General features: G+C 59.6%; 12 protein-coding genes and 1 pseudogene. 10 read left to right on the top strand and 3 right to left on the bottom strand.

The genetic code is table 11. The annotated features are described in order from the left end of the window. Window positions 1-952 precede the first annotated feature (952 nt). Window positions 953-1,172 (top strand): annotated as a pseudogene (locus ACEN88_RS10765) (IS5/IS1182 family transposase); the annotation flags it as partial. Here the strand turns inward: ACEN88_RS10765 and ACEN88_RS10760 are convergent. Next, the gene (locus tag ACEN88_RS10760) at window positions 1,159-2,166 is read right to left on the bottom strand and encodes an IS481 family transposase (protein ID WP_413339488.1); all 1,008 of its coding nucleotides are present in this window, start codon (window positions 2,164-2,166) and stop codon (window positions 1,159-1,161) included. The pseudogene ACEN88_RS10765 and the gene ACEN88_RS10760 sit on opposite strands and share 14 nt — an antisense overlap. A 377-nt stretch (window positions 2,167-2,543) precedes the next feature. Between ACEN88_RS10760 and ACEN88_RS10755 the strand changes: the two genes are divergently transcribed. From ACEN88_RS10755 to ACEN88_RS10720, 8 genes are all read left to right on the top strand, one after another. Then, window positions 2,544-3,593 carry a type VI secretion system Vgr family protein gene (locus ACEN88_RS10755; RefSeq protein WP_413339486.1) on the top strand — a complete coding sequence of 350 codons (1,050 nt, stop codon included), beginning with the start codon at window positions 2,544-2,546 and terminating at the stop codon, window positions 3,591-3,593. Window positions 3,594-3,650: 57 nt separating this feature from the next. Continuing rightward, window positions 3,651-5,321 (top strand): DUF2345 domain-containing protein, encoded by a 1,671-nt coding sequence (locus ACEN88_RS10750; protein ID WP_413339485.1) that lies wholly within the window; start codon window positions 3,651-3,653, stop codon window positions 5,319-5,321. Window positions 5,322-5,344: 23 nt separating this feature from the next. After that, window positions 5,345-7,015: an esterase/lipase family protein gene (locus ACEN88_RS10745; protein WP_413339484.1), complete on the top strand. Its 1,671-nt coding sequence runs from the start codon at window positions 5,345-5,347 to the stop codon at window positions 7,013-7,015. Then, entirely contained in the window at window positions 7,012-8,412 is a 1,401-nt protein-coding gene (locus tag ACEN88_RS10740; RefSeq protein WP_413339483.1) for a T6SS immunity protein Tli4 family protein, read from the top strand. Before ACEN88_RS10745 ends, ACEN88_RS10740 begins: the two co-directional genes overlap by 4 nt. 69 nt (window positions 8,413-8,481) lie before the next feature. Beyond that, complete coding sequence (locus ACEN88_RS10735; protein ID WP_413339481.1) at window positions 8,482-8,748, top strand: PAAR domain-containing protein; 267 nt, start codon at window positions 8,482-8,484, stop codon at window positions 8,746-8,748. A 105-nt stretch (window positions 8,749-8,853) separates the two neighbouring features. Next, on the top strand, window positions 8,854-10,011 hold the full coding sequence (locus tag ACEN88_RS10730) for a hypothetical protein (RefSeq protein ID WP_413339480.1): 1,158 nt from the start codon (window positions 8,854-8,856) through the stop codon (window positions 10,009-10,011). A gap of 29 nt (window positions 10,012-10,040) precedes the next feature. After that, the gene (locus ACEN88_RS10725) at window positions 10,041-10,508 is read left to right on the top strand and encodes a hypothetical protein (RefSeq protein ID WP_413339478.1); all 468 of its coding nucleotides are present in this window, start codon (window positions 10,041-10,043) and stop codon (window positions 10,506-10,508) included. Between the two features lie 29 nt (window positions 10,509-10,537). Beyond that, a complete protein-coding gene (locus ACEN88_RS10720; protein WP_413339477.1) occupies window positions 10,538-10,762 on the top strand; it encodes a hypothetical protein in 225 nt (74 codons plus the stop codon). Window positions 10,763-11,293: 531 nt separating this feature from the next. Here the strand turns inward: ACEN88_RS10720 and ACEN88_RS10715 are convergent. Further along, complete coding sequence (locus tag ACEN88_RS10715) at window positions 11,294-11,668, bottom strand: helix-turn-helix domain-containing protein (protein WP_413339475.1); 375 nt, start codon at window positions 11,666-11,668, stop codon at window positions 11,294-11,296. After that, window positions 11,658-11,975, bottom strand: coding sequence for a type II toxin-antitoxin system HigB family toxin (locus ACEN88_RS10710; protein WP_413339474.1), 318 nt, complete (start codon window positions 11,973-11,975; stop codon window positions 11,658-11,660). The genes ACEN88_RS10715 and ACEN88_RS10710 overlap by 11 nt, the downstream gene beginning before the upstream one ends. Window positions 11,976-12,350: 375 nt before the next feature. Here ACEN88_RS10710 and ACEN88_RS10705 point away from each other — a divergent pair. Beyond that, window positions 12,351-14,414: TonB-dependent receptor (locus tag ACEN88_RS10705; protein WP_413339473.1), on the top strand; the 2,064-nt coding region annotated here is incomplete at its 3' end.

Genomic DNA, 14,414 nt, shown 5'->3' with positions numbered 1-14,414 from the left:
CCACCGGCTCACGCGCCCGCTCGACCTGCAGAGCATGGCGCGGCGGGCCGACAAAGCGGGGCGCCAGGCGCGGGTGGCGAATGGCGAACTCGGCCTGGCGCGCTAGATTAGGAAGGCCGATGCCTCCGCAATTACATACGGCTGTGCTGCGGGTACGCGGAACGATGATCAAGATGCTCGACCGGGCGGCAGCTTGCCCATCGCTGAGCCGTTTGGCCCCTAACTCCGTTCGCCGGCCGAACTCATGATGTGACAGACTGGACCAGTCGCGGTGGAGCATAGAATCGTGCTGAACAAGATGGCAGAGGTCGGCTCTCTAAGACTACAGACACTGATCGAGGTAGGGATTAGGTATGTATGCCTTGCCCGGACCTTACGTTTTACCGGCGCGATCCGATCGACCCTGCTCTGGTCTAGAGTAATAGTCGAGCCGTAATTGCTGCGTGAATGTCGCGTTGGCGGTGTCGAAGCAGGGATCGTAGACGCTTGCAGTTCAAGCCGCCAAGCAGCTTGCCAAGCAAGTCGCGAACGAAGCGCAGGCCGAAGCCACGCCTGGGGCTCTGCACCTCGAATGCGACGAACTCATGTGGTGCAAAGTGTGGTGCAGAGCTAACCCTTTGATTCCTAAGAGCGAAAACGGCCTGCAAAGCCGTCTAGACGGGTTCGACTCCCGTCCTCGCCTCCAGCATTCTGTCAGATCAGCGCATTGGCGCTGATCTACGTCAGCAATTCACGACGAATTAAGGCTTGCCGCATCGTGTAGTTGACGCCGGCGCATAGCAAACCTTCGACATTAGAAAATGTATTATCGAATGCATATCTTGCGCTGTGGGGCATTGCAGGTGCCTTCCGGACGACGTCAAACCACGCCCAGCCAGCGTGCGATTCACATGCTGATCGGCAAGGCAGCTGATGAAGGCAAAGTGTTGTCGGCCGATGTCGTGTGCGTCGCCTCTGGCGATACTCGAGAAGGCTTTTCCTAAATCGACGCACATCTGCGGATGAAGCCCAGCGCAACATCGAATTGATGTGGCTGATGCAGCGCTTGAGCCCCGACTTCATGGCGACAGCGAACTTCCGTCGCGATGTTTGCCGCCAGTTCGTTGTATTGTGCCGGCAGCTGGGTGGTCGCCATCGATGGCAGCAAGTTCAACGCCGTCAACAGCAGCGATGCTGGCGCCGCCATGGGTTGTCAAGACCCGGCTGGTTATAGACGCGTTTCCTGAATAATTCAGGGCGTTTTTCATTCCATTCCTTGAGTGCCTGAATGGGTGTTTTATGCTTGAGCGCTCGCTGCGGAATGCTGTGGTTGTAGATCTTGACGTAATTGCGCAGCGTCGATTCCAGTTCGGCAGCTGAGCCCAAACGGGTCTGGTTGACGATGTCGCTGATGCGGCCATTGAAGCGCTCCACCATGCCGTTGGTCTGCGGGTGGCGAGGTGGGATGAGGCGGTGCTCGATGTCGAACTGTTTGCACAGCCGATCGAACACGTGCGAACCGCTGGGCTCCTTCTTTTTGCCGCCGGCCGTGAAGCGGTCGGTGAACTGGCTGCCGTTGTCGGTCAGCAGTTTGACGATCTTGACCGGGCAGGCATGCTGGACCTTGGTGAGGAAATCGACACTGCTGCCGTCGGTTTGATCGGCATACAGTTCGACGAAAACCCAGCGCGTGGCGCGGTCGATGGCAGCAAACAGATAGCGCCTTGCCGTTTCGTCCGGCATCTGCGGCAGGTACTTGATGTCAATGTGCACGAAGCCCGGCTCGTAGTCCTTGAAGGTCTTCTTCGTAGCCGGGGCAGCGCCTTCCTGCTCGACCAGGTCGCGCAGGTCGGAGACGCCGTGGCGGCGCAGGCAGCGCCCGAGGCCGGCACGCGAGACTGCGGGATTGATGAACTCGCGTGTGACCGCCAGCAGGTCGTCCGTCGGTAGCAGGAGAGTCTTACGTAGCTCCACAACGATGAGCTCCTGTTCGGGAGACAGAGTTGTGTACATCTTGATGGGCGCGTGCGACTTGTCTTCCGAGGAATCCCGATCTTGCCATTTCCGGATGGTCTGGCGGGAGACGTTGCACAGCCTGGCCAATTTTGCTTGCGGCAGCCTTGAGTTCCTGATTTCCTCACGGATCAGGTGGGTGGTGCGAGCTTGGCTGTGCAGTACCTGGGCCATCGTGTCGCCAGTGAAAGATCGGATTGGAACGGTGTACGCAAAACGTTCCTGGCCTTGAAGAGCGGCCAGCTACGGATGGGTACATGATCCCACGAGTCTAGACATCTATGTTCCTGCTTGCCGGCTTTTACTACGCGACTCGGCCGGTCGCATAAGAACGTTTTCCCCATCCTCATTTGCTCGAAAACGGTTGCACCTGACTGGCCGTTGCCCGGTTCCGCCGGATCGTTTGCGTCTTGCGAACTGTGAATTTCCGAGAGAAATCCCCACATTCTGTTGTGATATCGTACGCCCGCGTGACGTAACAATCATTTCCGCTGCCACTGCAGCAGATCGTTTCCCAGTTATTGTCACTCAACAATTGTTTGCGGGAATATATGTTCGAGAGCCTCGACGGAACAGGTAGGTCGCTTTTCAACGAGTTGGGTAATTTAGTGTCGGGTTTGAGCGAAGCACATCGCCCCATCCGTCTGAGACTTGCCGGCCCGGAAAACGTTTTTGACGATGTTCTGCTCGTTAAAAAAGCAGATGGGCACGAACAGTTGTGCGGCGGCCTGGAATATCGGCTTTATTGCGTATCGTCGCACGCCACGTTACCTCTCAAAGATTTAATTGCCCTGCCGATCGAGCTGCAATTCGTCACCGATCGCGGACAATTGCGTTCCGTTTGCGGCATCGTGGCGGAAGCGGCGGCGGGGCAGAGTGATGGCGGACTTGCCACTTATCACCTCGTTGTTCGGGATTCACTGGCATTGATGGAGCAGCGGGTGAACACACGTGTTTTCCGCAATGTCAATGAGATCGATTTGTCCGCAGCCTTGATCAACGAATGGCGGGCGATGAATCCAGTGCTGGCAAGGGTGCTGGATATCGATTTTTCCGGCGTAGGCAACGCTTATCCCTCCCGTGAATTCACAATGCAGCACAACGAATCGGATGCTGCATTTTTACGCCGGTTGTGGAAACGGCGCGGTATTTCCTGGTTTATCCGCCCGGGTGCTGCAAGCGAAACCGGCACCGACCGGACGCCGGCGCACACGCTGGTCCTGTTCGATTCTCCGTACGTCCTCGGCCGCAATGAAGCGGGCGCAATCCGATTCGACAATGACCTCGCCACGCTGACGTCCGACAGCATTTATCACTGGAGCGCAACGCGAACGCTGAGGAGTGGCAGCGTCAGCCGGCAGAGCTGGGACTACAAGACAGGCGCATTGATGTCCGTCCAGGCACCGACCGTGATGCGCCTCGGCGAAGTCGGCACCCAGTTCGCCTTTAGCTTAGACGACTACCTCGTCGATCCCCCGCATGCGGGCGATGATGTTGCAGATTACAAGCGGCTCGGAGAACTGCGTATCCAGAGGCACGAATACGAATCAAAGTGTTTCCATGGCGAAGGCGGTGTGCGTGACTTGTGTGTCGGAGAGTAGTTCAGTCTGGATGGGCATCCTGAGATCGATTCGCATCCGGAAGACGAGCGCGAATTCGTGCTGACGGAATTATGGGTCAGCGCGGAAAATAATTTACCGACGACGGCCGATGAAGTTGTGCAGCGCCTGTTTGCCGTGAATGGCTGGGAAAACGGGCGTGCCGCGTCCGAACTTTTCGGTGCGAGTGAACGACGCGAGATGCGCTACACGAACCGGTTCTCGTGCGTGCGGCGCGGTATTCCCATCGTTCCTGCATTCGATCCGCGCACGGACCTGCCGCGCGTGACGTTGCAAAGTGCCGTCGTTGTCGGCCCCCCTGGCGAAGAGGTGCATTGCGATGCGATGGGCCGCGTCAAGCTGCGTTTTCTCGGAACGCGCGAACAAGACCACGGGTCCGGTCCCGGTGCCTCGAACAGCGATCGCGACTCGGCTTGGGTGCGTGTCGCCAGCTTTTGGGCGAGCGATAAATGGGGCAGCATGCATTTGCCGCGCGTCGGGGACGAGGTGCTGGTGGACTTCCTCGGCGGCGACCCGGACAAGCCGGTCGTCGTGGGCAGCATGTATGGCAGGCCCTTGCCGCCGGCCTTCAGTCACGTCGGGGAATTGCCCGGAAACCGCTTCCTTGCCGGCATCAAGAGCAAGGAAGTCAAGGGCATGCGCTACAACCAGCTACGGTTCGACGACACGCCCGGAGAGATCAGCAGCCAGCTCGCGAGCGAACATGGTCATAGCCAGCTGAACCTCGGATGGCTGACTCACCCGCGCCAGAACGGACACGGCGGCGCCCGCGGAGAGGGCGCCGAACTGCGTTCGGACGGCGCCGTATCCGTACGCGGTAAATCCGGCGTGTTCATCAGTGCGGACGGCCAGCGCAGTGCTGACGGCGCGTTGCTGCAGCGGGAGGCGCTGTTGGGGCTGACCGAGGTGCTCCAGAGCGTCCAGCAGCAACTGTCGCAGTTAGCTGAGACGCACCATGCGGATCCGACACCGGCCGCGAAGCTCAAGGACCTCGTCAAGCGGCTCAACGAATGGGAGGCCGGTACCAATGTCGACCCGGATGGTACCGGCGGCAGAATGCCGATGGTCGCCGTCAGCGCCCCGGCGGGCGTCGCCATCGGTAGCCAGGACAACGTACTGGTGGGCGCGCAAAGCCAGATTGACCTCATCAGTGTGGGCACGACCCAGGTGAGTACAGGCAGTACGTTCCTGGTGCGCGCAGCCCAGACCGTCAGCATGTTTGCTCACAAGCTCGGCATGAAACTGGTCGCCGCGTCCGGCAAGATGGAAATCCAGACCCACAAGGACGATATCGAAATCACGTCCGCGAAACGGATCGTCCTGAGTGCCGCCGACGAAATCGTGCTGCAGGCGCCGAAGGTACGCGTGGTCGCCAAGGGGGCGCAGGTCGACCTCGGCAATGACGAGATCGTGCACCAGTGCAGTGCGAACCACACGATCAAGTCTGCCAAATTCGCCCATGTGACCGGCGGTGGCGGCTCGGTCGCGGCGATGACGCTGCCGACCAGTGACATCAGGACCAACGAACGGATCGTCCTGTTCGACCAGCAGTCCGGCTTGCCGGTAGCACGCCGGAGCTACCGCGCCATCCTGTCCGACGGCCAGGAAATCTCAGGAAAGACCGACGCTGAGGGACGCACTGAACTGATGCGATCGACGTCCATGGGCGAAGTGCAGATCTTTATCGAGCCACATGGCGATGCGTCGTAATCAATCGAAATCAAACAACAGTCATGACAGAACCATTCCGCCGTCTCCCTGACCCGATTGTCGGCGATGACGGCATTCTCAAGGGCATGAGCGTACTCACGCCCGAGGCAATGACCACGATCGGTGGCATCGCTATTCCGTCAAGCAAGGTGATTCCCGTTATCGTCGTACCCGGTATCATGGGCAGCAACCTGCGCGCGACAACGAACAAAAAGCAGCCCCAGAATGGGGAATTGTCGGCGGGTAGCCCAGCGTGGCGACCGCCGAACGGGCTGACCGAGAAGGTGAAGGCTTTGCTGGTATGGAAGGACCGTAACCCAGCGCAACGTCAGCGCATACTGGACGGCGACACACTCGAAGTGGACGATTCTGGCCAGGTGACGCTGCCCGACGGCGCCGAGGGCATCACAATCGAGCACCTGCGCACACGCTGGTGGGGAGAGGTCCACGCGGACAGCTACGGCCCCTTGCTGGCTGCGTTGCAAACCAATCTGAACAGCACGTTTCTTCCGGGCGTCCCGAATAGGAAGCGCCAGCCGCGTCCTTATTGGGACAAGGTCATGAAGTACGATCGAGCCTCCTGGAATGCCGCCGATCTCGCCCCGTTGACCGAAGAGGAGTTGGAGAAATTCGCGCAGTACCAGTATCCGGTCTACGCGTGCGGATATAACTGGGTTCGTTCGAACGAATTCTCGGCCGAGCGGCTCAAGAACCGGGTCCTCGAGATTATCAAGTTCTGGGCCGACCGGAAGCACGAATGCAAGCAGGTCATCATCGTTACCCATTCGATGGGGGGCCTCGTCGGAAGGGCATGTGCCAAACTGATTCCCGACCAGATCCTCGGGGTCGTTCATGGCGTCATGCCTGCGCTCGGCGCACCACTGGCCTATCGCCGCATCGTCAGCGGAACGGAACAATCGGCGCCAGGTGCAGGCTGGAACGACCGTAATACGATGAAGGGTTTCGCGACCATTGCAGGCGACACGCCCGAAAAGACCACGCCGTCGATGGCTACAGCATGCGGGCCTCTCGAACTCCTCCCCAACCACCTCTACCCGTCGCCATGGCTGTTCGCATCTGTCAGAAAGCCGGACGGTACCATCGTAGACGTCGCCGCGCTCCAGCACAGCAACGTTTGCGACATGTACCGTGACTATGACGCGTGGTTCCGCCTGATCGATCCCAGTCTGGCGGATCCTGCTGGTAAATATCGCAAGATCAAGGACGGAGTAAAAGGTGCATGCGACAAGGCGGTGGCCCAGGCCGAGAAATTCCATACGAAGCTACTCGACACGTACTATCACCCGAATACTTATGCGTATTACGGCGCGGACGAGGATAAACCTTCATTTGGCAAGTTCCGCTGGGTAACCGACGAGCAACGCGCGCTGACCGATCCCGTCAAGAGCCTGCTCCCTGCCGGCAAACCGATGGTGGCGCTGCAAACCGAAAACCGGTTCATCCAAATGCCTGAGGTTTATAAACTGCCGGTATGGGAAATATTGTTCACGCCAGGCGACCAGGATACGTCCGGCGACGGTACCGTTTCGCAGCAGTCTGGCGACGGGCCACGTGGCAAAGTACGGCGCATTTTTCGCACCACTGGCTATGACCACCAGGGTAGTTATGCAAACAAGCACATGCTCAGTCTGACCCACCATCTGATCTGCAAGATCGTGCAGGAGGCTAAGTGAAGATCGGAAAGCGTACGCGGTACACGTTCATCGTCGTGGCAGGACTGTTTGTGGCAGTTCTTGTCGCCAGCAAGACGCCCCCGCAACGCCAGCAATCAAGGACGGCACAACAAATGATGCAACAAACGAAAACAGTATGTGTTGGCAGACTGATGGTTGACCTCCCGGCCGACGCGGAAGTCACCTTTACCGATGCGCGCGTCGACGGCGTCACGATCAGTGTGGAGGCGGGATACGACGCACAAAAGGCGGCTGCCGCGATCGCCGAGCGCGTCTCGGCGTTGGGGGGCGAGACGAACGAGCTTGGAAGACCATCATTGGAAAAGCGCGAGGTCGTCGACGGGGTCAACCTGCAGGCGACGCTCTTGTATTCAGGTCGTGAAAAAGCCGTCACGAGGATGCGGAACGGGCAGCCCGTGACCGGCGACGAGGGCATTACCGTCGAAGCGTTTGCGCTGAAGGATGACCTTCTCTATCGCTTCAAAGGGCAATCCCTGGCCTCGCCGAAGTATGAGCAGGTCGTGCACGACCTCGTAAAGAACTTCGCCTCGAGGACTGCAGGCTCCATGCCGGCAGAGCCAGGATTTTGTACAGAGAATGGCATCATCCACAGCACGACGCCTCCGGAACCTGACGAAGGCGTCACGATGTTCGCGACCCTCAAGGGGCATCCGGATATCGCAATCCGGTTGGACACGGCGGTGCTGGACAAGCCCCAGGAGTCCTTGTTGGCACGCCATGCGAAGAACGATACGGCAATGGAGTTCGCCAGCAGCATCAAGTACCTGGGCAAACAGGCGCGCACTCTGAACGGCATACCGGGCTCCGAAGTGCTCGTGCGCGTGAAGGAGTCGAACGGCACCAGTGCCCACTCGTTCATGTGGGAAAGCCCGGGCAAGGGCATGGATGTACTTGCACCCAACATCACGCTCGAGCTCGAGACAGGCAAGGGGAATCCAGGCAATCCTGTCAATTCGAGCCTGTCGGATGAAGCCGCTCTACAGCTCTGGCAGGCGATCTCGACGAGTTTGCGACTCCGTCCAACGTCAACCGTTAACAAAGTCGGCAACACCGCTCACGTGCCGGCAGTGCCACTTGGGGAACTCGTCGCCACAGGGAAGGTTTGTCCGCAGACCGGATATTGGCAATGTAGTGAACATGCTACGGTCGAAGGCGCTCAGCCGCAATTCTTCAGGCAGGGAGATTTGATGCCTCCTGCGACGTTGCGAGGGGCTCCAAGCCTTTGGCAGAAATTGAGCGGCAATGTGCGAACGCACGAGGTGGCAACAGTCTGGACCCTGATTGCGTACCAAATGAAACCTGATGGTAAGCCGACAGACGACAATCGTGCACAGCAACGGCCAAAGGCGTCCGGCCCAGACGACAGCCTCACTTAGCACTCCACTGCCGGTCAAAGCACCCGAGGGTATGGTGCGTAAATTCAGTTCGACAAATCTATACTGCTCATGCCTAACGTAATCCGACTCGGCGATTCAACCAGCCACGGTGGTAAGGTGGTGAAAGTAACCGCAGAGCACTATACCATCGGCGGTATTCCGGTCGCCCGGGTGGGCGATTTATGTTCATGTCCAAAGCCGGGACATGACAACTGTACGGTCGTAGAAGGCAATCCTGATCACCTCATCGATGGGATTCAAGTCGCTTACGACGGACATAAGACGAGTTGCGGAGCTGCTCTGATTTCGACCCAGGCAACGTTCACCGCTGGTTAGCATATGCGCACAAGCGCTTATAGAGTCTCTACGAGCAACCATATCGGAGGTAGCAGTGCACCCGGCTGCCGCGAGACGTTGAATCCGGTGTGCACAGGAGCCGCCATGAACCGATTTTCCACCTGCTCCTTGAGCCTGTTGATCGCGTGTGGCCATGCGCAAGGCGGGCAACTTACGCGCTCCGGCAGCATTCCGCTCGGCGATCTCACGGCGTCGTCCGACATCAACAACATCGCCATCTCGCCGGACGGCACACAGGCCTGCGTCGTCACCTCGTACGTGAAGGAGCCTGGCGCGGCCGTCTATAGTACCGTCACGCTGGTGGACCTGGTACGGAAAAAAGCAGGTTGGACCCGGCAGATGCCTCCTCCCGACGCGACGGCCAATGTGTACGCCGTGGCGTGCCGGTTCCACGGCAACAACGTGTATGTGCTGGCGAACGCCGACACCGCACACGCGATGGCGAACAACGTGGGCCGCGTCTACGTGGTCAAGTACAGCAGGAGTGGCGACGAACTCAAGCGCGCTGCGATTCCGGTGTCTACCGAAAGCCGGGTTGCCATCGATATGCTGGCGCATGATGGCAAGTTGGACGTCATCGGCTTTGGCAAGGATACGGACGCGAACAACGAGTATTACGGCATGTTCGTCACGGCCGTAGACGAATCGCTGGAGTTCCATACGCGCATGATGAAAGACGGCAGCTATACGCAATTCGCCGCCGTGCGGGCCATCGGGAGCCAATGGTACATCGGCGGCGACTTCTACCCGAAAATCGTTCCGAAGAACGACCTCGCCATCTATTACGCCAACTCAAAAATTAAACTGGGCGGCGGGTATCTGTGGAGCGTGCGTCCGCAGCATAAGGTGGTCACAGCCTCGGACAACATCGCGACCGCGATCGATTATCAGGCGACGACGTACTCGCTCTCGCAGTCACGCGGGACGTCTTCGCTGATCGCGGTCGATGCAGGCGGCACGATCACTCCCGCGGTTACGTATAAAAGCGCGTTCTGCAAGGTGGAAGCCTTCACGCCTGCGGGGCAGGGCCTGCTGGCGATCCGCCAGTCCTGTGCAGGTTCGGGCGGCAAGCGGGGATTGGTGTGGATCGATCCCGCCACGGGTGCCGAAACGACGCTCGACGTGCTGGGGAATACGCCGAAATTTATCGTGTCGGACAGCCGGAACTGGTACGGCGTGGGCCAGCTCGGGCGTAGGCTGGAGTTTGTATTCGGCCCGGTCACCGCGTGCAAGACCCGCTAGCGCGCCTCATCACCCTATCGAGACCAACCATGCTGAAGACACTCATTCGAGTTGCCTGCCTGCTTGCTGCTTGCGGGGCGCACGCGTCCACCGCCGCAGACCTGCATTTCGCGGAGAAGCTCGGCGGCATCAGCCACGACCTGCGCATCGCAAACCTGAAGGCTGATACGCGCGGCGTCCCATCGTTTGACTACACCTACCATCAGCAGGGCCTAGGCTGCGGCTTTACCTTGGCCGGCAAAGCAGTCGCTGGCTACGACGATGCCAGCGGCAAGGTTGAGCTCGAAGTCTACAATCCGCAAGGCGGCGACGGCAAAGAGATACCCCCCATTCTGGCTTTCCACGATGGCGAGGCCAACTTCACGGTCGCGCGCAAGGATATGCTGACGCCGAAATGGATCACGTTCGACTCCATGCTCTATGGTGCCGCACGCGCCAGACACTGCGACAGGAAGGCAGATCGCGTCGAGGTCATGTTCATGCATGCCGTTCGCTGATGTTCCATGGCCATGATGGAATTCAATCGATGAACCTGACGCTATTCCAGGGTTTTCTGGCGGCGCTTGCCGACAGCAGTTTTTCTGCCGCGTTTTATCTTGCTGCGGGCTATCAGCTCATCGTGCTCGGGGTGGGGTGCTTCCCGGAAGGGAGGCGGGCGAGGTGGTATGCGTTGGCTGCGGCCGTGTCGCATCTTCTCTTGCCCATGTTGCTCCTTGTTGGCTTCTATTACGCGACTCGGCCGGTCGCATGAGAAAGGCTTTCGCCTGCTTTTGCACGACATGTTCTAACGAACTCATGCGGTGCAAAGTGCGGTGCAGAGCTAACTCCTTGATTCCAGAAGGCCAAAACGGCCTGCAAAGCCGTCTAAACGGGTCCGACTCCCGTCCTCGCCTCCAAATAATAAACATGCTGCGCTGATTTTATGTAAGTTTCATTTGAAGAATGCGCCTATTAGTCAAATTTAATTTGACATCGACCGAGCTGTAGTTAGAGTCGCATTTTGGCGGCCTAGCAGGCCGTTGCGGATGGGCTCACATGAGCCCTGTAGCCGTGCAAAACGGTGCTTCAGTCCTGTTTAGTCCGCTTCACCATGGATTCACCCCTGTTGAGGTTGATCTGCACCTCAATCGCGAACCGTCACGGAACCGTGCGAGAACAGGACGTTCCTACGCAACGCAAGACAGGCACACCTACCATAGGATGGGGCCGAAGCACCCCGGCTTTCGTGGAGGGCCGAACTGTTTAAGTCACAACACGTCGAGATCGATCTGGCGACAGTGAGTCAAACAGCAGCAGCGCTTTTGGGCGGTTGGATAAGAGCCTCGGCTGGGATACCAAGTCCTTTATGCAGCCGCCAGATCATCGGAAGCGTCAAAGGACGAGTCCGGTTCAGCACCTCGTACACCCTGTTGGACCGGCCAATCATCGGCTCGAGATCCTTGACGGTAAGGCCCTTCTGATCCATCTGGAATTTGATGGCTTCGATCGGGTCTGCGGCTTCCATCGGGAAGTGTTTTGCCTCGTAGGCTTCGACCAGTGTCGCAAGCACATCCAGACGATCGCCTTCCGGCGTTCCGAACTCGGCAGTCATGAGCGATTCCACTTCGCGCAGCGCTGCCTGGTAGTCTGCTTCGGTACGAATAGGCTTAATGTCCATGATGTCCCTCGATAGTTTGTGCATCGATGGCGTCGTACTGCTTGTGCGTGCCGACGAACTTGACGAAAACGATCCCGTACGGATAGTTGATGGACTTGACCAGGCGATACTTGTTGCCAGCGATATTGAAGACCACGCGTCCGTCTTTCAGGATGCTCGCAGTACCAAAATCGGCTTTGACGTCCGCCGGGGATTGCCACTTGGCCTTGAGGACATGGCCATGCCAGTTAAGAAGTGGCTCCTTAGAGTCGGCATACTCCGGTCGTTCGTACAAGGTCCGAAGGGTAGGTAGGGACAGGATTCGCACACCTCCATGATAGTCCCAATTTGGGACTTCAGCAAGGAGGGAAGGCGAACTTCGTGTGGCGTAAAGTGGCTACGTGTCTAAACGTGCTCCATGGAAATTGTTTTAATAGCACAATATTATCGATCTCGGCTCGTTCGACTTTCCACGAATCGAAGCGCCAGGAACTGTTCGAGTTCCACGACATCCTGGATACCGCCCCGGAACCGGTTTTCGACCAGGTTACCTGCCTGGCGACGCGCCTCCTTCCTGAGAAAAACATGCAGCAAAGCGCTTGATTGGCCTTGCCAAGGTTTGCCGTTGTGATCAGGATATCGCATTGATCGAATGGTTCACGGGGCAATAATGAAATCGAGTCAGCGGAATTTGCGTCGGGGGATGAACCGGCATGCCGTCAGGCTTGCACTGACCACGACCGTTGCGGCAGCGGGCGTGCCGCAGGCCTGTCGCGCGCAGGATGCCATGCCGGTGGTCACGGTCACCGCGCAGAGCCGCAGCCAGGACATCCAGAACGTGCCGATCGCCGTGCAGACGCTGGCCGGCAGTGCGCTCAGGGATGTCGGCGTGGTCAACCTGGCCGACATGGACGCGTTCGTCCCCGGCTTGTCGGTCGAGCCGCTGCAATCCACCCGTCCGATCATTTTCCTGCGTGGCGTCGGTACCGAGGATTACGGCATCGGCACGGACTCGCCGGTCGGCATCTTCACCGACTCCGTGTATGTCGGCAAGACCGGTGGATCGCTGCTGAACTTCAATGACGTCAAGCGGATCGAAGTGCTGAAAGGTCCGCAAGGCACGCTGTTCGGACGCAATGCGGCAGCCGGTGTCATCTCCATTGTCACCAACGATCCCGTCGAGCGGACCGAAGCGAGTGGACTGGTCCGGGTCGGCACGCGTGGGGCGGTCCATACCGAACTGCTCTACAACACCCCGCTGGCCGAGGGACTGGCGCTGCGCATCTCGGCGGTCGACCAGCGCGACAACGGCTGGGTCCGCAACACCTTCAATGGTCAGCGCATGGGCGACGATGGCGAGCGCGGCCTGCGCGCCACCGTGCGCTGGCGGCGCGACGACACCGACGCCATCCTCGGCTGGGAACACGGGGTGATGCGTGTGTCCGGCCCGCCGGTGTTTTCCCTCACGGGCGGGAAGATCGACTTTGGCGGGCCCGCGGCGTGGGTCGATCCGCGCAGGCAGCCGCTGGCCAACGACGCCGGGCCCAATGCGCAGGCGCGCACCTTCGACGGCCTCACGCTGCGTGTGACGACGCCGCTGCGCCATGCGACATTGAGCAGCATCACCGCCTACCGCCACTTCAACACGCAGAACTGGCAGGACAACGACGGGTCGATGAATCCGGCGGCGTATATCGGCATCGGCAACGTCGAATCGAACTCGACCTGGCAGCAGGAATTCAAGTTGAGCGGACAGAACGGCGCGCTCGACTGGGTGGGCGGCGTCAGTGCCTATCGCGAGCGCGCCACCCAGACGCAGCACGTGGACTTGACGACGCTGTCGCTGGACACGCTGATTCGCCATGCCGCCGGCAGCGCGCCCTATGCCACGCTGACTGGCCTGGCCCAGGGCATCGGCCGTGCCACCGGCAACGCGGCGCTGCAAGGGCTGAGCCTGGCCGGCCTGCCGTGGCGCGAGAGCATCCACGACAAGGGCGAATACCGCGCCTATGCCGTGTATGGCGACCTGCTCTGGCATGTGAGCCCGGTCACCAACCTGACGGTCGGCGGCCGTTTCACGCACGACGACAAGCGCTTCAGCTGGTATAACCCGCCACGTATCGCAAGCGAGCTCGACGCTCGCCTCGCCGTCATGCAGCAAGCACAGCTGTTTCCGGCCGCGGTCGCCCTGAAACTGCTGACCCCGCAACAGGCGGCATCGCTGCAGGCCGTGGTGGCACGCAACGTCGAGTTCAACAACACCGTATCGAGCACCAGCCCGTTCCCGGCATCGAGGAGCTGGAATAACTTCAGCCCGCGCATCGTGCTGGACCGCCACCTGACGCGGGACCACATGGTGTACGGCTCGTGGAGCAAGGGCTATCTGGCCGGCGGTTTCGATGCCCTCGGCGTGAATGGCTATTACGACGAGGAACTGGTGACGAATACGGAGATCGGCATCAAGGGGCGGGTGCGTGCGCTGGGCCTGTCCTACGAGGCGTCGATCTTCCATTACGACTTCACCAATCTGCAAAGCCTGACCCTGGTGGCGGCCAATGCCGGCGCCGGCGTGCCCAGCTACCAGGTCGTCAACAGCGACCAGCGCGCGACGGGCGCCGAGCTGAGCGCGCAGTGGACGCTCAACCGGATCTGGCGCCTGAACGGCGCGCTGGCCTACATCGACCAGACTTATGCGCATTACGTGTCGCCGTCCGGTGTCCGGCTGGACGGCCAGCCGGCCGGCGCGCCGCGCCTGAGCGCCAGTGCC

The organism is Massilia sp. CT11-108, assembly GCF_047302915.1.
Taxonomy (GTDB): domain Bacteria; phylum Pseudomonadota; class Gammaproteobacteria; order Burkholderiales; family Burkholderiaceae_D; genus Telluria; species Telluria orientalis.
Note: the sequence above shows the minus strand (reverse complement) of the source record. Positions and strands in the feature narration are given on the sequence as shown.

What these genes read in the sequence shown, in the direction of transcription:
- ACEN88_RS10760 (WP_413339488.1), bottom strand. Translation starts at nt 2,166, where the DNA reads ATGGCCCAGGTACTGCACAGCCAAGCTCGCACCACCCACCTGATCCGT.
- ACEN88_RS10755 (WP_413339486.1), top strand. Translation starts at nt 2,544, where the DNA reads ATGTTCGAGAGCCTCGACGGAACAGGTAGGTCGCTTTTCAACGAGTTG.
- ACEN88_RS10745 (WP_413339484.1), top strand. Translation starts at nt 5,345, where the DNA reads ATGACAGAACCATTCCGCCGTCTCCCTGACCCGATTGTCGGCGATGAC.
- ACEN88_RS10735 (WP_413339481.1), top strand. Translation starts at nt 8,482, where the DNA reads ATGCCTAACGTAATCCGACTCGGCGATTCAACCAGCCACGGTGGTAAG.
- ACEN88_RS10730 (WP_413339480.1), top strand. Translation starts at nt 8,854, where the DNA reads ATGAACCGATTTTCCACCTGCTCCTTGAGCCTGTTGATCGCGTGTGGC.
- ACEN88_RS10725 (WP_413339478.1), top strand. Translation starts at nt 10,041, where the DNA reads ATGCTGAAGACACTCATTCGAGTTGCCTGCCTGCTTGCTGCTTGCGGG.
- ACEN88_RS10720 (WP_413339477.1), top strand. Translation starts at nt 10,538, where the DNA reads ATGAACCTGACGCTATTCCAGGGTTTTCTGGCGGCGCTTGCCGACAGC.
- ACEN88_RS10715 (WP_413339475.1), bottom strand. Translation starts at nt 11,668, where the DNA reads ATGGACATTAAGCCTATTCGTACCGAAGCAGACTACCAGGCAGCGCTG.